General features: G+C 69.6%; 16 protein-coding genes. 4 read left to right on the top strand and 12 right to left on the bottom strand.

Annotated features, from left to right (window positions below; all coding sequences use genetic code 11):
- Positions 1–33: 33 nt before the first annotated feature.
- Together ABZ845_RS07410 and ABZ845_RS07405 are read right to left on the bottom strand one after the other, a co-directional pair.
- Complete coding sequence (locus ABZ845_RS07410; protein ID WP_360974112.1) at positions 34–624, bottom strand: hypothetical protein; 591 nt, start codon at positions 622–624, stop codon at positions 34–36.
- A gap of 225 nt (positions 625–849) precedes the next feature.
- Positions 850–2,655 (bottom strand): ABC-F family ATP-binding cassette domain-containing protein, encoded by a 1,806-nt coding sequence (locus ABZ845_RS07405; RefSeq protein WP_360974109.1) that lies wholly within the window; start codon positions 2,653–2,655, stop codon positions 850–852.
- A 144-nt stretch (positions 2,656–2,799) separates the two neighbouring features.
- On the opposite strand from ABZ845_RS07405, the gene ABZ845_RS07400 reads away from it, so the two are divergent.
- The gene (locus tag ABZ845_RS07400; RefSeq protein WP_360974106.1) at positions 2,800–3,402 is read left to right on the top strand and encodes a Uma2 family endonuclease; all 603 of its coding nucleotides are present in this window, start codon (positions 2,800–2,802) and stop codon (positions 3,400–3,402) included.
- Between the two features lie 3 nt (positions 3,403–3,405).
- Here ABZ845_RS07400 and ABZ845_RS07395 read toward each other — a convergent pair whose 3' ends face one another.
- From ABZ845_RS07395 to rsmI, 7 genes are all read right to left on the bottom strand, one after another.
- The gene (locus ABZ845_RS07395; protein WP_360974103.1) at positions 3,406–4,722 is read right to left on the bottom strand and encodes an acyltransferase; all 1,317 of its coding nucleotides are present in this window, start codon (positions 4,720–4,722) and stop codon (positions 3,406–3,408) included.
- Between the two features lie 90 nt (positions 4,723–4,812).
- Entirely contained in the window at positions 4,813–5,706 is an 894-nt protein-coding gene (locus ABZ845_RS07390; protein WP_360974100.1) for a 4-(cytidine 5'-diphospho)-2-C-methyl-D-erythritol kinase, read from the bottom strand.
- Positions 5,703–6,590: a 16S rRNA (adenine(1518)-N(6)/adenine(1519)-N(6))-dimethyltransferase RsmA gene (gene rsmA / locus ABZ845_RS07385; RefSeq protein ID WP_360974097.1), complete on the bottom strand. Its 888-nt coding sequence runs from the start codon at positions 6,588–6,590 to the stop codon at positions 5,703–5,705. Before rsmA ends, ABZ845_RS07390 begins: the two co-directional genes overlap by 4 nt.
- Positions 6,591–6,705: 115 nt before the next feature.
- Positions 6,706–8,163 (bottom strand): ubiquitin-like domain-containing protein, encoded by a 1,458-nt coding sequence (locus ABZ845_RS07380; RefSeq protein WP_360974094.1) that lies wholly within the window; start codon positions 8,161–8,163, stop codon positions 6,706–6,708.
- Between the two features lie 177 nt (positions 8,164–8,340).
- Complete coding sequence (locus ABZ845_RS07375) at positions 8,341–9,222, bottom strand: TatD family hydrolase (RefSeq protein WP_360974091.1); 882 nt, start codon at positions 9,220–9,222, stop codon at positions 8,341–8,343.
- A gap of 67 nt (positions 9,223–9,289) precedes the next feature.
- A complete protein-coding gene (locus ABZ845_RS07370) occupies positions 9,290–9,697 on the bottom strand; it encodes a hypothetical protein (protein WP_360974088.1) in 408 nt (135 codons plus the stop codon).
- 354 nt (positions 9,698–10,051) lie between these two features.
- Entirely contained in the window at positions 10,052–10,906 is an 855-nt protein-coding gene (rsmI, locus tag ABZ845_RS07365) for a 16S rRNA (cytidine(1402)-2'-O)-methyltransferase (RefSeq protein ID WP_360974085.1), read from the bottom strand.
- A gap of 63 nt (positions 10,907–10,969) precedes the next feature.
- Between rsmI and ABZ845_RS07360 the strand changes: the two genes are divergently transcribed.
- A complete protein-coding gene (locus ABZ845_RS07360) occupies positions 10,970–12,709 on the top strand; it encodes a phospholipid carrier-dependent glycosyltransferase (protein WP_360974082.1) in 1,740 nt (579 codons plus the stop codon).
- Positions 12,710–12,836: 127 nt separating this feature from the next.
- Here the strand turns inward: ABZ845_RS07360 and ABZ845_RS07355 are convergent, their stop codons facing one another.
- Together ABZ845_RS07355 and ABZ845_RS07350 are read right to left on the bottom strand one after the other, a co-directional pair.
- Positions 12,837–13,373 (bottom strand): DUF3883 domain-containing protein, encoded by a 537-nt coding sequence (locus ABZ845_RS07355; protein WP_360974079.1) that lies wholly within the window; start codon positions 13,371–13,373, stop codon positions 12,837–12,839.
- Between the two features lie 62 nt (positions 13,374–13,435).
- Entirely contained in the window at positions 13,436–13,624 is a 189-nt protein-coding gene (locus tag ABZ845_RS07350) for a hypothetical protein (RefSeq protein WP_360974076.1), read from the bottom strand.
- Positions 13,625–13,794: 170 nt separating this feature from the next.
- Here ABZ845_RS07350 and ABZ845_RS07345 point away from each other — a divergent pair, with 170 nt between their 5' ends.
- Entirely contained in the window at positions 13,795–15,000 is a 1,206-nt protein-coding gene (locus ABZ845_RS07345; protein ID WP_360974073.1) for a helix-turn-helix domain-containing protein, read from the top strand.
- 663 nt (positions 15,001–15,663) lie between these two features.
- Entirely contained in the window at positions 15,664–16,821 is a 1,158-nt protein-coding gene (locus ABZ845_RS07340) for a hypothetical protein (protein ID WP_360974070.1), read from the top strand.
- A 230-nt stretch (positions 16,822–17,051) separates the two neighbouring features.
- On the opposite strand, the gene ABZ845_RS07335 is transcribed toward ABZ845_RS07340, so the two are convergent.
- Positions 17,052–18,533: an IS1182 family transposase gene (locus ABZ845_RS07335; RefSeq protein WP_360974448.1), complete on the bottom strand. Its 1,482-nt coding sequence runs from the start codon at positions 18,531–18,533 to the stop codon at positions 17,052–17,054.
- Positions 18,534–18,737 lie beyond the last annotated feature (204 nt).

Genomic DNA, 18,737 nt, shown 5'->3' with positions numbered 1-18,737 from the left:
TGGTGGACGGGGACGGAGAAGCCGGCAGCCGGGTCACTTGCCGCAGGCCGGCATCAGCTTGGCGTTCGTCTGGGTCTGGCCGAACAGCTGGGTCGCGGAGACACAGCCCGTCCACGTTGTCGGTCGCCTCGAACGTGAATGGTCAGGAAGGACGGCGCCGCGGCCGAACGCGACGATCTCGTTCGAGCTGCCTCGCTGCGTGCCGCTGGGCACGTACGGGGTGTTCGCGTCGACCACCACGCCGCTGCATGCCGTCAGGTCACTGCCGAAGAAGGCCGACTTGCAGTCGGGTGAGGGGGAATCGGCTTTGCCGGACCGGAGCGTGGAGCGCAGCGAGCCGTCACTGAAGGGGTTCCTGGAACCGCCGAGCGGCGCAGTGGGCGTACCGGGGAACTGCGGCTGCTGCTGCGGCGGACAGCCGTAGCCGGACCGGGGCGCGGCATTGGGACCGGGTTGCGCGTAGGGGCCGGGCCGGCTGTACGGGCCGGGCCGCTGGGGGTAGCCGGTGCCCGGCGGCGGCTGCGCGGGCGGCTGCGGGTCCGGCGGGGCTCCGAAGCCGCCCTGAGGCGAATTCTGCGGCGCCCCGAAACCGCCCTGCGCAGGCTGGTCCGGTGGCTGACTCATCAGCGTGTTCCCCCTTTGACCGATGTGGCCCCACGCTCGTGGTGCTCGGTTTCGGCCACACCGGTAGTACTCAGATCTCTTTCAAGACCGCTCTTTGTATCACTGCGGCGCCCATGAACATGGGGCCGGTCCCACCCCTGTTCCCAAGGGAGGACCGGCCCGTGATGCCCTCGTTACGCGCCTTCACGCGCCCTTCACGCCGCCTGCGCGCCGCCTGCCGAAGTCCTATGCGTCCTCGGCGAGTTCCAGCCAGCGAAGCTCCAGCTCCTCGCGCTCCCCGGTGAGTTCACGCAGCTCGGCATCCAGGCCGGCCACCTTCTCGAAATCCGTTGCGTTGTCGGCGATCTGACGGTGGAGTTTTTCCTCCCGCTCGGAGATCTTGTCCAACTGCCGCTCGATCCGCTGGAGTTCCTTCTTCGCGGCGCGTGCGTCGGCAGCGGAGACGGCGGACTTCTGCACGGCGGGCGCCGGGGCGGTGGCCGCCGCGGCGGCCTCCTCCATGCGGTGGCGCCGCTCCAGGTACTCGTCGATGCCGCGGGGCAGCATCCGCAGGGTGGCGTCGCCGAGGAGGGCGAACACCTTGTCCGTGGTCCGCTCCACGAAGAACCGGTCGTGGGAGATCACGATCATCGAGCCTGGCCAGCCGTCGAGGACGTCCTCGAGCTGGGTGAGGGTGTCGATGTCGAGGTCGTTGGTGGGCTCGTCCAGGAACAGGACGTTGGGCTCGTCCATGAGGAGGCGAAGCAGCTGGAGCCGTCGCCGCTCACCGCCGGACAGGTCTCCGACGGGCGTCCACTGCTTCTCCTTGGTGAAGCCGAAGGTCTCGCACAGCTGGCCGGCGGTCATCTCGCGCCCCTTGCCGAGGTCCACGCGCTCGCGGATCTTCTGCACGGCCTCCAGGACCCGCCAGGTGGGGTCGAGCTCGGCGACCTCCTGCGACAGGTAGGCCAGCTTGACGGTCTTGCCCACGGCGATCCGGCCGCCGGCCGGCTGCTTCTCGCCCTCGCTGCGGGCGGCGTCCGTCATGGCGCGCAGCAGGGAGGTCTTGCCCGCGCCGTTCACGCCGACGAGGCCGATGCGGTCGCCGGGGCCGAGCTGCCAGGTGACGTGTTCGAGCAGCGTCTTGGGTCCGGCCTGGACGCTGACGTTCTCGAGGTCGAAGACGGTCCTGCCGAGCCGCGACGAGGCGAACTTCATCAGCTCGCTGCTGTCCCGGGGCGGCGGCACGTCCTTGATCAGCTCGTTGGCGGCCTCGACGCGGAAGCGGGGCTTGGAGGTACGGGCGGGTGCGCCGCGCCGCAGCCAGGCCAGCTCCTTGCGGACGAGGTTCTGCCGCTTGACCTCCTCGGTGGCGGCGATGCGCTCGCGCTCGGCCCGGGCGAAGACATAGTCGGAGTAACCGCCCTCGTACTCGTAGACCGTGCCCCGCTGCACATCCCACATACGGGTGCACACCTGGTCCAGGAACCACCGGTCGTGGGTGACGCACACGAGCGCGGAGCGGCGCTCGCGCAGATGCTGGGCGAGCCAGGCGATGCCCTCGACGTCGAGGTGGTTGGTGGGCTCGTCGAGGACGATCAGGTCCTGCTCCTCGATGAGCAGCTTGGCCAGCGCGATCCGGCGCCGCTCACCACCGGACAGCGGTGCGATGACGGTGTCGAGCCCCTGGGGGAAGCCCGGCAGGTCGAGCCCGCCGAACAGCCCGGTGAGCACGTCCCGGATCTTGGCGTTGCCCGCCCACTCATGGTCGGCCATGTCCCGGATGACCTCGTGACGCACGGTGGCGGCCGGATCGAGGGAGTCGTGCTGGGTGAGCACGCCGAGGTGCAGTCCGCCGGAGTGGGTGACGCGGCCGGTGTCGGCCTCCTCCAGCTTGGCGAGCATCCGGATCAGTGTGGTCTTGCCGTCGCCGTTGCGGCCGACGACACCGATACGGTCCCCTTCGGAGACGCCGAGCGAGATACCGTCGAGCAGCGCACGGGTGCCGTACACCTTGCTGACGTTCTCGACATTGACCAGGTTGACGGCCATTTCACTCCTGACACGGGGCTCGATCAGCCTTCAAGCCTAGGCCCTCGGGGCAAGGCGACGGGACGCACGCGGGTCGTCACTCTTTGTGGTGACGTGATCGCCATCCGGCCGCTACCGTGGAGCCAGGGCAGCAGGATCCCGTCCATGGGAGGAACCATGACCGCCGAGTCCACCGGGCAGCCTCGCTGGCCGATGCCGCCGATGGACGGATACACGGTGGAGGACCTGTTCACACTGCCCGATCTCCCGCCGCACACCGAGTTGATCGACGGGAGCCTGGTCTTCGTGAGCCCGCAGCGCTACTTCCACTTCTCAGCGATCGACCTGCTGGTGAGCGGCTTGCGCGGCTCCCTTCCGCCTGAGCTGAAGGTTGTTCGCGAGATGACTGTCGTGCTGGACCGGCGCAACGGGCCCGAGCCGGACATTGCCGTCATCAAGGCGAGCGCCAAGACAGGGCCGGATCAGACGTACTTCCACGGGGGGGATGCAGTGCTGGCCGTTGAGGTCGTCTCCCCGGAGTCCGACTCACGCGACCGATTCACCAAGCCGCACAAGTACGCGGCAGCGGGCATCGGCCATTACTGGCTGGTCGAGATGGCAGGTCCGGCAAGCCGCCCGGTTGTCCAGGTCTACGAGTTGGCCCGGACTACCCGTACGTACGCCTTGACCGGAATTCACCACGATCGTCTCAAACTCGACGTGCCCTACTCCATCGACATCGACCTGACCGCCATCGACGACTTCTGAACCTCAGGCCGCCCGCCCCGCCCGTTCCACCAGCAGCCACCCCGCCAAGGTCATCGCCACCGACGCGGGGGCGGTGACATGTACGGCTATCAGCAGTGCCGTACTGCCTTCCAGAAGTCCCCCGAAGCCGACCAGCGACAGTCCGAGCACTCCGAGGAGGCTGAGGGTGGCGCCGAGCGCGGCGGCGGGTCCCGCCCAGGCGCGCGGCGCACGTGACTCCCGGGCGCCCGAGGGTTTTTCGAACGCACGGAAGACGGCCACCAGGACGCCGGTCAGCGCCGCGGCAGCCAGGAATCGCAAGGGTACCTGCATCCACCATGTACCGGATCCGGGTTCCGGCAGGCGGACATGAGCGGCCAGCAGCACCCCGTAGACGCCGAGCATCGCGGTGAGATGCCACAGGAACGCGGTCATGGAGACGGTGCCCGCGACGACGACCGTGCGCCACACGCGCGGGCGGTTCAGCCACCGGGTGGCGGGCCCGCGCAGCAGTTCCACCGCGCCGACCAGCCACAGCCCGTGGCACAGCAGCGCGAGTGTGGGAGGCGCCATGTTGGAGATCTTCTCGCCGGGCATCCCGACCATCGACAGCGGATACGGCCCGGACGCCACCAGCAGTACCGCCCCGGCGAGTCCGGCGCCCGCGAGGAGCCAGGGGCGGGTGAGCCGTCCGTCCGCGCGCAGGAACCCGAGCTGGTGGACCGCGAGCCAGACGAAGGCGAAGTTGAGGAAGGCGACATAGGGCACGTCGAGGCCGAAGCGCAGCACGTCGACCAGCACGGCCGCGGCGACGAGCGCGCCGAACACGGCCCATCCGTACCGCTCGTGGAGCCTGAGGAGCGGTGGGGTGAAGGCGGCCATGATGAGGTAGATCCCCACGAACCACAGGGGCTGCGCGACCAGTCGCAGGCTGACGTCGATCAACCCACCGCCCTTCCCGGTCAGTTCGAGTACGAGCGCCGCCGCGCCCCATATGCCGATGAAGGCGGCGGTCGGCCGCAGCAGCCGCTGGAGCCGGGCTCGAAGGAAGACCGGGTAGGCATGGGCGTGGGTGCGGCGGGCCGAGCGGCAGGAGAGGGCGTGGGCGAAGCCGCCGACGAAGAAGAACACCGGCATGACCTGGAACACCCAGGTCAGCAGCTGGAGCCGGGGCTGGAGGGCGAGCAGGTTGCCGACCTGGACCCGCCCGTCCGCGCCCAGGGACACGGCCGCCATCAGCCAGTGCCCGAGCACGACGGTGCCGAGCGAGGCGACCCTCAGCAGATCGGCGTAGCGGTCACGGGATGCCGGGGTGGCGGCGGCCAGTTCGCTGGATCTCATGGAGGTACGGTCGCGCGGGCGCCGGGGGGCGCGTGAGCGCGCTCGTACTCAACTGGATCTGAGTACGCGTACGTTGGCCGCGGGCCGGGTTCAGAGCACGGTCGCGCCCGGCGTCGGCGATGCCGCCACCCGCGCCGTCCTGCACGTGCCGGAGGCCGCCAGTGCCTCGGCGATCCGTACGGCCCCGGCCGCGTCGCGCGCCAGGAACGCCGTCGTCGGGCCCGAACCGGACACCAGAGCGGCCAGAGCCCCGGCCGCCCGGCCCTCCGCCAGCGTGGCCGCGAGTTCCGGGAACAGCGACAGCGCGGCGGGCTGGAGGTCGTTGGAGACCGCCGCCGCGAGCGCGTCGGTGTCCCCCTTCGCCAGCGCGTCCAGGAGGTCCTGTGAGGCGACGGGCTCGGGGATGCGTACGCCGTCGTTCAGCCGGTCGAACTCACGGAACACCGCCGGGGTCGACAGACCCCGCGCGGCCATGGCGAACACCCAGTGGAAGGCCCCGCCGGTCTCCAGCACCGTCAGCTTCTCGCCCCGCCCGGTGCCCAGCGCCGCCCCGCCCACCAGAGCGAACGGCACATCGCTGCCCAACCCGGCGCAGATGCCGAGGAGTTCCTCGCGGGACGCCCGGGTTCCCCACAGCGCGTCACAGGCCACCAGGGCTCCCGCCCCGTCCGCGCTGCCGCCCGCCATGCCGCCGGCGACCGGGATGTCCTTGGCGATGTGGATGTGCACGGCCGCGTCGAGCCCGTGGCGCTCGGCGAGGGTCAGCGCGGCGCGCGCCGCGAGGTTCGTGCGGTCGAGCGGCACCTGCGCGGCGTCCGGCCCCGAGCATGTGACGCGCAGCTCGTCGGCCGGGGACACGGTGATCTCGTCGTACAGGCCGACGGCCAGGAAGACGTTCGCCAGGTCGTGGAAGCCGTCGGGGCGGGCCGCGCCCACCGCGAGCTGCACATTGACCTTGGCCGGGACGCGAACGGTCACGCTCACTGCTGGGTCCGTCCCTTGCTCTCGGGCACCCGGTTCTCCGCGATGCGGGCGAACTCCTCCACCGTCAGCGACTCCCCGCGTGCCTGCGGCGAGACCCCGGCGGCGACCAGCGCGGCCTCCGCCGCGGCGGCCGAGCCCGCCCATCCGGCGAGCGCGGCCCGCAGCGTCTTGCGCCGCTGGGCGAACGCCGCGTCCACCACCGCGAACACCTCGCGCTTCGACGCGGAGGTCTTGACCGGCTCGGCCCGCCTGACCAGCGAGACGAGCCCGCTGTCGACATTGGGCGCGGGCCAGAAGACATTGCGCCCGATGGCTCCGGCGCGCTTGACGTCGGCGTACCAGTTGGCCTTCACGGACGGCACGCCGTACACCTTCGAGCCGGGTGCGGCGGCCAGCCGGTCGGCGACCTCGGACTGCACCATCACCAGCGTCCGCTCGATGCCCGGGAAGGTGTCGAGCATATGGAGGAGGACGGGCACGGCGACGTTGTAGGGCAGATTCGCGACGAGCGCGGTGGGCGCCGGCCCCGGCAGCTCCCGTACGTGCAGGGCGTCGGAGTGCACCAGCGCGAACCGCTCGGCGCGGCCCGGCATCCGGGCCGCGATGGTCGAGGGCAGCGCCGCCGCGAGCACGTCGTCGATCTCGACCGCCGTGACATGCCGGGCGACCTCCAGCAGCGCCAGGGTCAGCGATCCGAGCCCGGGGCCCACCTCCACCACGACGTCGTCGGGCCGTACGTCGGCGGTGCGCACGATGCGCCGCACGGTGTTGGCGTCGATGACGAAGTTCTGGCCGCGCTGCTTGGTGGGCCGTACGCCGAGGGCCGCCGCCAGTTCACGGACGTCGGCGGGACCCAGGAGGGCGTCGGGGGTGGGGCTGCTCACGGAGCAAGGGTACGGGGCGGCGCGGGGCGGCCGCGCACGCGTGCCCGCGGGCGGGCCGCGCCACCGGCCCGCCCGCTCACCGGTACGGGCACCGGCAGGGCACAGGAGCATCCGCTCACCGGTACAGCCGGTGCCCGCAGTGCGGCCAGGGGCTGGTGCCCTGGCGTACGTACAGCTTCTTCGCACGGTAGGTCTGCTCCTCGGCCGGGGCGTCCTCCGGTCTGCCGGACCCGCCCAGGCTGCGCCAGGTGGGCCGGTCGAACTGGTAGAGACCGCCGTAGGTACCGGAGGGGTCGACCGCGCCCGGCTTGCCCCCCGACTCGCAGTCCGCGAGCCGGTTCCAGTTCAAGGCCTCCGCGCCCGCCACCGAGGCCGGGCGCGCCTTGGCGCCCACCCTCACCAGCTGGGTCTGCGGCTGCTCCACCACCTCGGAGCCGATCCGCAGCGGTTCCTGTCTGACGCCGTTGACGGTCCGCAGGACGTAGGTCACCCGGCGCGTGCCCGGCCGGCCCGCGCGTGCCACGACCACCGTGCCCTGGAACAGGCTCGCGTCACGGGTGCGCTGCACCTCGAACGGGATCGGCTCCTCCCGGATCTCCTCGGAGCCCTTCACCCGCAGAACCGTCACCGTCTCCCCCTCGCTGGGGAAGCTCTCGGGCGCCGCGGAGGTGGTGTCCTGGCCGTGCAGGGTGACTCCGGCCTGTTCGACGGCCTCGCGGACGGTCGCCGCGTTGGTGCGGATCGTGCGCGCCTGCCCGTCCGCCATGACCGTCACCGAGCGCTGGGTACGGACGTCCAGCTCCAGCCCCTGGCGGCCGATACGCCGGGAACGCGAGGTGGACACGTACGCGCCCTCCGCGCGCACCCCGAGCTGCTGGAGCGCGCCGTCCACGGTGGGCGCGGTGGTCCACAGCCGGCGCCTGCGGCCGTCGATGGTGAGGACCACCGGGCGCCCGAAGCGGACCGCGATCTCGTCACCGCTGGCGATCGGCGTGCCGAGCGAGGGGGCGACGACATCGTGCCTGCCCACGGAGATGCCCTCATGGGCGAGGAGTTCCCCCACGTCGTCGGCGAAGGTGTGCAGAATGCGCGGCCTGCCGTCGACCATCAGCTCGACCGCCTTGTCCTTGGCGACGAACGCGGTGGTGCCGCCGGCGAGGAAGGCGACGACCAGCGCCTGGGGGAGGAGGCGGCGCATGGGGTCGGGGCGCTTGCGGGACTTCCTGCGGTGGGCGGCGTGCCGGGCCTGCGCTCGGGGGCCGGTGGCTGCGGGGCCGCCGCCTTCCGTGTCCGGACGGGGCAGCGGTTGCCTCGCCTGCGGGGGCTGCCACGTCTGCGGCGGCCTTATCTGCGCCTGCGTCTGCCCTGCGCGCGCCGCGCGGACCCGGGCCTCGTACGAGGCCCGGTAGGTGTCCGGGCACACCTGGGTGTATGGCGAGTGGTCCGTGTCCGGGTATGCCTGGGCGTACAGCTGGTGGTCCGTGTCCGGGTGTCCCCGGCCCTGCGGCTGTTGGTCCCCGTACGCCCGGGGCGGTTCGTACGTCCCATATGGCGAGTACTGCCGTTTGCTCACGACGACACGCTCCAGAGAGGATCCGAAACGGGAGACCAGAACCTAGCGCCTGGCCGTCACTCTCCCAAGCAACGCCGTTACTCGGTGTGGCGACACGGTTACACACGGGAACCATTCGCTCCGGGGGCGCCCGGAGGGGCATCGGGCGCCCCCGGACGTGCCTCCGCTCAGCGGCTGTCAGTAGTCGAAGGCGCGGGCCGTGTTCCGGGCGAGCGCCGCCGCCAGCACGTCCTCCTCGACCCCTCTGACCTCGGCCATCGCACGCACCGTGAGCGGAATGAGGTAGGGCGCGTTGGGCCGTCCGCGGTACGGCGCGGGCGTCAGGAAGGGGGCGTCGGTCTCCACCAGGACGAGGTCCATGGGAGCCACGGCGAGCGCGTCGCGCAGCGGCTGCGCGTTCTTGAAGGTGACATTGCCGGCGAAGGACATGAAGTACCCCGCACGGGCGCAGATCTCGGCCATCGCCGCGTCACCCGAGTAGCAGTGGAAGACCGTCCGCTCGGGCGCGCCCTCCTCCTCGAGGATGCGCAGCACATCGGCGTGGGCGTCGCGGTCGTGAATGACCAGCGCCTTGCGGTGCCGTTTGGCGATCTCGATGTGCGCGCGGAAGGAGCGCTCCTGCGCGGTCTTGCCCTCGGGGCCGGTGCGGAAGTAGTCGAGCCCCGTTTCGCCGACGCCCTTGACGTGCGGGAGGGCCGCGAGGGCGTCGATCTCGGCGAGGGCCTCGTCCAGGGCCGCGTCACCGCCCGGCTCCCGCGCCCCCTGCCGCGACCAGCCGTCAGGGTCACCGTGCACGATGCGCGGAGCCTCGTTCGGGTGCAGCGCCACGGCCGCGTGCACCTGCTCGTACGCCGCGGCCGTCTCGGCGGCCCAGCGGGAGCCCTTCACATCGCAGCCGACCTGCACGACCACGGTCACGCCGGCCGCCGCGGCCTTGGCCAGGCCCTCCTGCACCGTGCCGGACTGCATGTCGAGATGGGTGTGCGAGTCCGCGACGGGTACGCGCAGGGGCTCCGGCAGGGGCGGCGGCACGTTCTTGTCGGAGGTGTGGGAAGGCATGCCCCGATCCTACGAAAGGGGCACGCCACCCCTCACGGGGCCTTGCGGCCTCACGAGGAGCGGGCCCTCATCCTGCCTTGCGGTGGTGGAAGGGGTGCAGCAGGTCCGAGAGGTGCCAGTGGTGGCGCTCCTGCGGCTGCTGGTGCGCCGGGGGCTCGTCGTGGCCCTCCCCCGCGGACGGCCCGGCCTGGTGGTGCCGGTGCAGGGGGTTCTGCGCGGAGGCCACCCGGCCCGGGCGCATGATGCGCACCACATGGTTGTCGCAGTTCTGGCAGGTGGGGTGGCTCAGAGGCGACGGGACGACCCGGCCTCCGGCTACATACCTGACGTACTCATGGCCGTCGCCGTCGACGTGGTGCTCTATCTCGTACGACTGCTCCCAGCCGTGCCCGCACCGCATACAGGCGAACGAATAGGACTCGTGCACGACGGCTGTGGCGGTACCCCGACCGGCCTGCCCTGCGATCTCACTCATGCCAGCTCCTCTTGTCCGCTGGACAAGCGCCCCCGGTGCGGGGACGAGGGACGGGAACGTCCCTGCACCCAGTGGACGCCTTCGCCGACGCGAACGCACCAAGGCCTGTCGAGTGTTGGAGGCGATTTGGATCCCGCTTGCCAAACCACCCGATCGCGCCGTTTCGCCTTTGCCTTGCACAACCCCCCTTTTGCCCGCCCATGGGCCAAGCGCTCATGGGAGATAAGTCCTGCTCAGAGGGGCCCACGAAGGCACGCTCGAGGACGCGGGACACTGCGCATCACAGGGGAAACAGGGGGCACCGGGCCCCCAGATCCGCGGCTCCGCCGCGCGGGCGGCTGCTTCAAGCGCGGGTCAAGGACCGGCCGTCTTCGCCGCCACCACCGCGTCGAAGACCTCCCGCTTCGGCACCCCCGCCTCCACGGCCACCGCCGCGATCGCCTCCTTGCGCCGCTCCCCCGCCTCCTCCCGCACCCGCACCCTGCGCACCAGCTCCGCCGCGTCCAGCTCCCCGACCTTCTCCCCGGCGCCCTCCACGACGACGGTGATCTCACCCCGTACGCCCTGCCCGGCCCACTCCACCAGCTCGCCCAGGGGCCCGCGCCTGACTTCCTCGTACGTCTTGGTGAGCTCGCGGCACACGGCCGCCCGGCGCCCGTCCCCGAACACCTCGGCCATGGCGGCGAGCGCGGCCTGCAGCCGGTGCGGGGCCTCGAAGTAGACGAGGGTGCGCCGCTCCTCGGCGACCTCGCGCAGCCTCGACAGCCGCTCGCCCGCCTTGCGCGGCAGGAACCCCTCGAAGCAGAACCGGTCGACGGGCAGCCCGGACAGCGCGAGCGCGGTGAGCACGGCGGAGGGGCCGGGCACGGCGGTGACCCGGACGTCCTTCTCCACGGCGGCGGCCACCAGCCGGTATCCGGGGTCGGAGACGGACGGCATCCCCGCGTCGGTCACCAGCAGCACCCGCGCCCCGCCCGTCAGCGCCTCGACCAGCTCAGGCGTCCGGGCCGACTCGTTGCCCTCGAAGTACGACACGACACGCCCGGCAGGCTGCACGCCCAGCGCCTGGGTGAGCCGGCGCAGCCGCCGGGTGTCCTCGGCGGCGATCACATCGGCGGTGGCCAGCTCTGCGGCGAGCCGCGGCGGCGCGTCCTCGATGTCTCCGATGGGGGTACCGGCAAGGACCAGGGTTCCGGGCGTAACTGTCACGTTTTCCATCCTCCCAGGCACCGTGGGCGGGACTCACACAGACGTGTTCCCTACGATGGCGCGGTGACCAGTACCGCGTCCTCCACGCACACCCGGCAGGTCCAGGCCACCGAAGACCAGCGGCCGTGGTGGCAGCAGCGGCTGCGCCGTTTCGGGAACGCGGAGCCCCCGAGAAGCGATGTCCGCGACCGTCTGGTCCCCGCGTACAGCGAGCCCAGTCCGCGCCTGTGGGCGGCGATGGGCGTGCGCAAGGAGATCGCCGACCGCGCCACGCGCTGGCTCGCGTGGGTCGGACCGCTGCTCGTGACGCTCATGGCGGGCCTGATGCGGTTCTGGAACCTCGGCAAGCCCAATGCGGTGATATTCGACGAGACGTACTACGCCAAGGACGCCTGGGCGCTCGTCCACAACGGCTACGAGGCCAACTGGCCGAAGGACGCCAACAACCTGATCATCCACCACGCACACCAGGTGGTGATCCCGACGGACCCCGCCTATGTGGTGCATCCGCCGGTCGGCAAGTACGTGATCGGGCTCGGCGAGCTGGTCTTCGGTTTCCATCCGTTCGGCTGGCGCTTCATGACCGCGCTGCTCGGCACGCTGGCGGTGCTGATGCTGTGCCGTATCGGCCGCCGCCTGTTCCGCTCGACCTTCCTGGGCTGCCTGGCCGGGGCTCTGCTGGCGGTGGACGGTCTGCAGTTCGTGATGAGCCGTACCTCGCTGCTGGACGGCGTCCTGGAATTCTTCGTGCTGGCGGCCTTCGGCTGTCTGCTCATCGACCGGGACAAATCCCGGGCCAGACTGGCGGCGGCGCTCCCGGTGGACGCGGACGGCCGGGTGCGCCCCGATGCCCACACCGCCGACAACGTCTCCCTCGGCCGGCGACCCTGGCGCTGGATGGCCGGCATCATGCTCGGCCTCGCGATCGGCACCAAGTGGAACGGCCTCTACTTCCTCGTGTTCTTCGGCGTGATGGCCCTTCTGTGGGACGCGGGCGCGCGCCGGGTGGCCGGTGCCCGCCGCCCGTACCTGGCGGTCTTCAAGCACGACACGCTCATCACGGCCGTGGCGACGGTACCGGTCGCTCTCGCCGTCTACCTGATGTCCTGGATCGGCTGGATCCTCTCCCCCGCGGACGGCACCGGCGGCTACTACCGCAACTGGGCGGCCACCGACGGCAAGGGCGGCAACTGGACCTTCCTGCCCGACTGGCTGCGCAGCCTGTGGCACTACGAGCACGAGGTCTACCTGTTCCACATCGGGCTGACCTCCCCGCACACCTACCAGTCGAACCCGTGGAGCTGGATCGTGGCGGGCCGCCCGGTCTCGTACTACTACGAGTCCCCGCCCGCCGGCTCTCCCGGCTGCTCGGCGGCCCCGGGCCAGAAGTGCGCCAGCGAGGTCCTGGCCCTCGGCACCCCGCTGCTGTGGTGGGCGGCGTGCTTCGCGGTCCTGTACATCCTGTGGCGGTGGGCGTTCCGGCGCGACTGGCGGGCGGGCGCCATCGCCTGCGCCATCGCGGCGGGCTATCTGCCCTGGTTCATGTACCAGGAGCGCACGATCTTCTACTTCTACGCCGTCGTGTTCGTCCCGTTCCTGTGCCTGGCGGTGGCGATGATGATCGGCGCCATCCTGGGCCCGCCCGGCTCGGACGAACGCCGCCGCGTGGTGGGAGCGGCGGGCGCGGGCGTCCTCGTCCTGCTGATCGCGTGGAACTTCATCTACTTCTGGCCCATCTACACCGGCACGACGATCACCATCGACGAGTGGCGGTCGCGGATGTGGCTGGACACCTGGATCTAGCAGGGCGAACACACCACGAGGGCGCGGCATCCTGCCGCGCCCTCGTGGTCGTTGTTGGTCGTCAGGGGTTGCTGTTGGCCACCCTCAGACGGCCCAGAGACGGCCCGGTTCCTGCGGCACGGCAGATTTACGGCGGGCTCCGTCCGCCGTCTGCCACCTGCGGTGCTTCCTGCGCCTGCCGCTGTTGGGGGACGCCTGGGGGAAACCTTGTCCGTTCCCCGGCCACTTCGCCGGACGACTGCATGCCAACCTGCGTCCGATAGGCGTACGAGATCACCGTGAGGTGTTCGTCTTCCACGACCCACGGGGAGGTGCAGTGCAGGACACCCCCAGACGTGGCCGGTTCCTCTCCCGAACGGTCCAGCTCGATCGAGTGCACGACGACCAGGGCATTGTCGGGGTAGTGCTTCCGCTGTTTCTCGACCTCGGCGCGGGTCAGAATGACCTCCAGCCCCACGGATGTCGTCCCCTTGACCTCGACGTGCAGCCGTTTACCCTCCCCCGTGAGTAGGAGGTCAAAGGACTCCTTGTCGCCGACGTCCTTCACCGTCCACCCCTGTGTGTAGCTGCAGGGGGCGCTTGCGGTCCTCGCAAGGTCAGCCCTCGCCCCACCTGCAATACCTGCGGCGTGGCGACCCTCGGGCGCCAGGTAGATGGATCCCATCCACGCCTCGTCCAAGGAATGTCAAGCGTGACTGCGGTGAGCGCCTGTCAGGGACTGCTGCTCTAGCGGCGTTCCAGGAAGCTTGCCATGGCCAATAGCAGCAGCACGGTGCCGGAGAATGCGCCGGCGCCGACGAAGACGGCGTGAGCGGGCGTTGCGCCATCAAGTCGCGAGATCAGACCGCCGATCAGGGCCACCATGACAGCAAGTTGCAGCATCAGTGCAAGCCAGATCATCCGGATGCCAGACATACCGAGACCCCCCTCGAATCGATGCAGCCTCAACAGGCGCACCCCCAGGAAAAGGGGGACCTGCTGGGGCGATCAATGGAGCAGGGACGAGTCCGGTCTGATCCACATGAGGACACCCGACGTGGGAGATCATGGGACACGATGGGCTCGGTGTTGGACATAATGGGAAGGTGCGGGAAGTGACTCCACCGTCGACGGCGGGTGACGCCAGCCAGCCGGACCTGCAGCCGGATCCGGAATCCGTCACCAGCGTATCCGAACTCGGGCACCAACTGCGCCTGTTGCGCCTCTCGGCGGGTGCGCCCACCCTGCGGCAGATGGAGGCCTCGGCCGCTGAATGCGGCACATCCCTCTTCCGGAGCACCATCAGCAACGCCATGTCGGGGCAGCATCTACCCGGTCTGAGCACTGTCTTGGCGTTCGCGTCGGTCTGCGGATGCACCGCGGCTGAGAAGAGCCGGTGGCGGGCCGCCTGGCAGCGTGCATACGCCAGCCGCTACGTGCATCGCCCAGAGTCGGTGCCTTCAATCGCTCACCTCGAGGCGTCGGAGAGTGACGGCCCGGCGGATGCGATGGACGGTGTTCTCACCGCGCAGGTCGCTTCGCTGCCCATTGCTCAGTCTGCCAAGCGGCTGACAGCGCTGGAACCGCGCCAGGCTGCTGCGATCCTCACTGGTCTGGGCGCAAACCCGGCGTCAGCGCGGATGGCACTGATGCCGCACGAGCAGACCAGAATGATCCTGGTGGTGATGGCACCGGCAGTGGCCGCGGAGTGCATGGCCCAAATGGGCGCGGAAAAGCTCCTCTCGCTGGTGTCTGACATGGCGGAGGATGCTGCGGCTGCTCGGATAGGTGAACTGCCGCAACCCATCGCCGCCGATCTTCTGATCCGGGTGAGTGCGTCCCAGCGCGCCGGGATCCTGCCGTTCATGAACATGCACGTGATCAGTGAGTTGCTGGCACATTTGGAAGACGATGACGCACTTGAGCTGCTGCAGACCATGGACGTTGAGATGGCTGCCCGTGTGTGGTCACGCCGATTCCTCAGGCTGCTGGCTTTGGCCGATGCCCGGTGGGCGATCGACGTGCTGAACGCGAAAGCTCCCGGCAGCCTCTTCCCCCTGCTGGAAGGCGCGCCTGACGAGGAGCGTTTCGCCACGTTCCGGATGATCGGCCCGGAGCAGCGTGGCGAACTGATCCGTTTCATCGAACCCGACGAACCTCGCTACTGGGGCTGGATGAAGGCAATCGGCAGGGACAAGGTGACCGAAGCAATCGAGGCGATGGAGCCCGGTCGCGCCGACTACGTGCTTGCTATCGCACGACGGACTTGGGGGCCGGCGTTCCCCGACCCACGGCAGCATCGTCAGGAATGAGCAACCTTCCAGCGGGCTCCGTTAACCGCCTACGACCGGCGGCGTTCCGTGAGCCGCCCTCTGCCAGGGGACACCTGGGGGACCAGAGCCAGGTCAAGGGGGCCTGCGCAGGGATACATGGGCAGGCGATGAGCACCGCCTTAGGAGCGAGGTTGGGTAAACGGTTCCCTGACCTGCGAAGCGACTGCGTAGGCGGACGGGAGATCAGTCACCCGTCCGCCACTGTCGTTCCCCGTGGCTCCCCGCTGGATCTGGCACGGATGTGGCACGGGGACCTTCTGATCCGTAGCTCTACACAGATCGGTCAGTGACGGTCATACAGGTCGCCTCAGAGTCTCCGGCGGGTGTTGCTGGACGGGGAAGGACGCTGTGGTTGCTGTACTTCGCTGCTGTACGCGGGCGAGTTCTGCTCCTCAGGCGTTCGAACGTCGTTCTCCAATGTCCGCCTGCGGCTCTCGTCGGGAGGGTGTGAAGGAGGGCGTCATCGTCTTGCACCCCTGTCGGACGACGGATTCAGCTACTTGGCCGATTTGCTGCTGTGCCTGAGTGAGGAGAAGCTGCGGCTCGCCGGGAGAGGTGCTTGAGGCGGCTTTGCTCCCAGTGTCCGGGACGCGAACGAGGGGCCGTCTGTGCTCGGGCGGTCCCTGCACTTCAAGGAGAGTCATGCGATTCACCACATTGTCCGGCGTTGCCGCCTTGGCCATGATCGTGGTCAACGGCGTGAGTGCGGCACCGGCCGTCGCGGGAGGCGGAAGCGGGAACGGGATTTCGGTGCCGTGCGACACCGCGGCCCTGATCAACGCGATCGCGACGGCGCCGGCGGGATCCACGCTCGTCCTTGCCCGCCACTGCACCTACCACCTGACCACTGCCTTCTCCGGTGACGACGGACTTCCCCCCATCGACAGGCAGCTCACTATCGAGGGTCGGGATGCCACCATCGTCCGTGACGGGGTGGCGGCCGGTGCCTTCCGCATTTTCCACGTCACCTCCACCGGTGACCTACGGCTCGACGACATCACGATCCGTGGCGGCAACGAACCCTTGGACGGGGGAGGCATCCTCGTCGACGGCGGCGGCATGCTGAAGCTCCACGATGCCACCCTCGACAACAACCACGCCGACCAAAGGGGAGGCGGCGTTGCGGTCGAGTCAGGAGCCACGGCGTACATCACCCGCAGCCGGTTCACCTTCAACAACGCGGGGAACACCGGGGGCGGCCTGCAATCGAATGGCACCGTCACCACCGACGGGGTCGAGTTCTTCCGCAACTTCGCCGTGAACCACGGCGGTGCCATCGACCACGACACCGGTGACGCGGTCTACCGCAACACCACGCTGAAGAACAACGTCATCGCCGGCGACGGCGCTGGTATCGACATCGACAGCGGCACCGTGCAGTTCATCAACAGCAAGATCCTCGACAACACCACCACGGAAGATCAGGGCGGCGGGATCTGGAATCAGGCCTCGCTGACGCTCATCAAGACCGAGGTCTCAGGCAACGTCGTAGGAGGCTCCGACGGCAAGGGCGGCGGCATCTACAACACGGTTGCGGGCACCCTGGTGCTGCGGGACAGCAAGGTCGACCGCAACAGTGCGAACGGCTCCGGCACGTCACAGGGCGGTGGCATCTACAACAACAACACCAGCGGTTCGGTGACGCTCGATCGCAGTGAGGTGAACAACAACGCCTCCACCGTCGCACCGGGCGGCGTGTGGACCGACACCCAGTTCGTGGTGAACCGGTCCGAGATCCGGCGCAACATCCCCACCAACTGCGACGGCAGCCCCGTCATCGTCACAGGCTGCGTCGGCTGAGACCTCACGAACCAAACCGGGCGGGCATCGGACCAAACCCGAGCGCACCGTGACGAGGGTGATCGCTGGACCTTGCTAGGAGCGTGTCTCGGTAACCGGCTACTGGCCCGGGGGTCGTGATCGGCGGGATCGGTTGTGATCGTCCGTTGGTGGTCTGAGGTGCTCGGGTGGGTCGTGTGCCGCTGAGTTTCATGGCCCGGTGGGCGTGGCGGGCCGGTGAGCCCGGCTGGTCAGCCGGTCACGGTAGCGAGTCCTGCCGTTCCGGCGTGTCGGAAGATCTTGCGGAGGTTGTGGCAGGCGGCCAGCAGTCGCCACTCGCCGCGGGCTCCGTCTTCGCCGCGCAGGTGGAGTTGGCGGCCGTTCTGGCAGGTCATGATCTGACCGAAGACGGGTTCGACGATGACTTTTCGGCGGGCGTAGGCGGCTTTACCGAGCTTGGTCCGTAGCTTTCGGGCCATGCGTTTTTTGAGCGTGGCGTCCTTGGGGATGCGTCCGCGGGGTGCGGGTGGGACCTGTTCGTCGTGGGCGAGTCGGCCGGTGGCCATGAAGGTGTCGGTGCCGCAGGCCAGTTGGCGGTCCTTCGCCGCCTCAAGGTTGGTCTCGGAGCAGTATCCGGCGTCGACCAGCGCTTGCTTGGGATGCGTGCCAGTGTTCGCTGCGCACTGGTCGAGCATCGTGGTGTAGTTCAGCGCGTCCGAGGGGTTGCAGGTGACGTCGGCGGCGGTGATGACCTGGTGTTTATCGTCCACGACGGCCTGGGCGTTGCAGGCCTGGATGTAGGCGCCGTCGCTGTTCTTCATGATCCGCGAGTCGGGGTCGGTGAAGTTGGCCTGGGCCTTGGACTTGGGCCGGGCTGTGGCGGCAGCCTTCTGTCCCGCGTCGGTGACGGCCTGCTCGTCGCTACTGCCGGCGCGCTCCTGGCGGCGGCGTTCTTTGTCTTCCGCGTGGCGGCGAGCCTTCTCAGCCGCTTCGGCCTCGATCTGCGCGCGGGCGGCCTGCAACTTGGCCAGGCGCTTCTCGCGCCGGTCCAGCTCAGCGGGCAGGTCCACATCCTTGCCGTCGGGCCCGAAGACCTCATCCTCGGCTTCGTCGGTGGCCTCCGCGTCAGCGAGCAGGTCCCCAGCCCGAGCCTCCAAAGCGGCGATCTCGGCCTCGAGCCGCTCTTCCTTGTCGACCAGGCGGCCGTAGCTCATCGCCTTGTGCTGGGATGCGCTGGCCTCCAGCTTGGTGCCATCCAGCGCGACGCGGCCCATCTTGACCATTCCCAGCTTCTGGGCGAGGTGCAGGGACTGGGTGAACAGACCCGCGAGCGCGTCCAGGTGGCGGCGGCGGAACCGGGCGATCGAGCGGAAGTCCGGGGCCTGATCAGCGGCCAGGAACCGGAACGCAACGTCATCGACGCAACGGCGCTCGATCGCCCGCGAGGAGCGGACCCCGGTGGTGTAGCCGTAGATCAGCAGCCGCACCATCAGCCGCGGGTCGTAGGGCGGGTAGCCCCGCTTCTCGGTGTAGTCCGCCAGCACCGGCCCAAGATCGAGGACCTCGTCGACCAGCTCGGCGACGAACCGGGCCAGGTGGTCCTCGGGCAGCCACTCGTCCAGCGACGGCGGCAGCAGCAGGACCTGGTGCGGATCGAACGCCCGAAACGTCTTGTCCGCCGCTGCCGGGCGGGTCTGCGGCCGCTTGTTCTCCACCGGCTCGACCTCGAACAGCCCATCCCCACCACGCATACCAAAATCATCCCGTACGAATGATCACGGACCGCGCGCGGGTCGCCGGTTACAGAGACACGTTCCTAGCGCACCGGAAGGAGGAGACCCGCAGCACCCGCGGCGAGTGGACGCCGACGACCACCGCGACGACACGCGGCTCACCGGCCTGACCCGCAACAACCAGCCCACGGAACGAACTGTCAG

Source organism: Streptomyces sp. NPDC047022 (genome assembly GCF_040644155.1).
Lineage (GTDB): Bacteria > Actinomycetota > Actinomycetes > Streptomycetales > Streptomycetaceae > Streptomyces.
The sequence above is the reverse complement of the archived record's forward strand: the minus strand, read 5'-3'. Positions and strand labels throughout refer to the sequence as shown.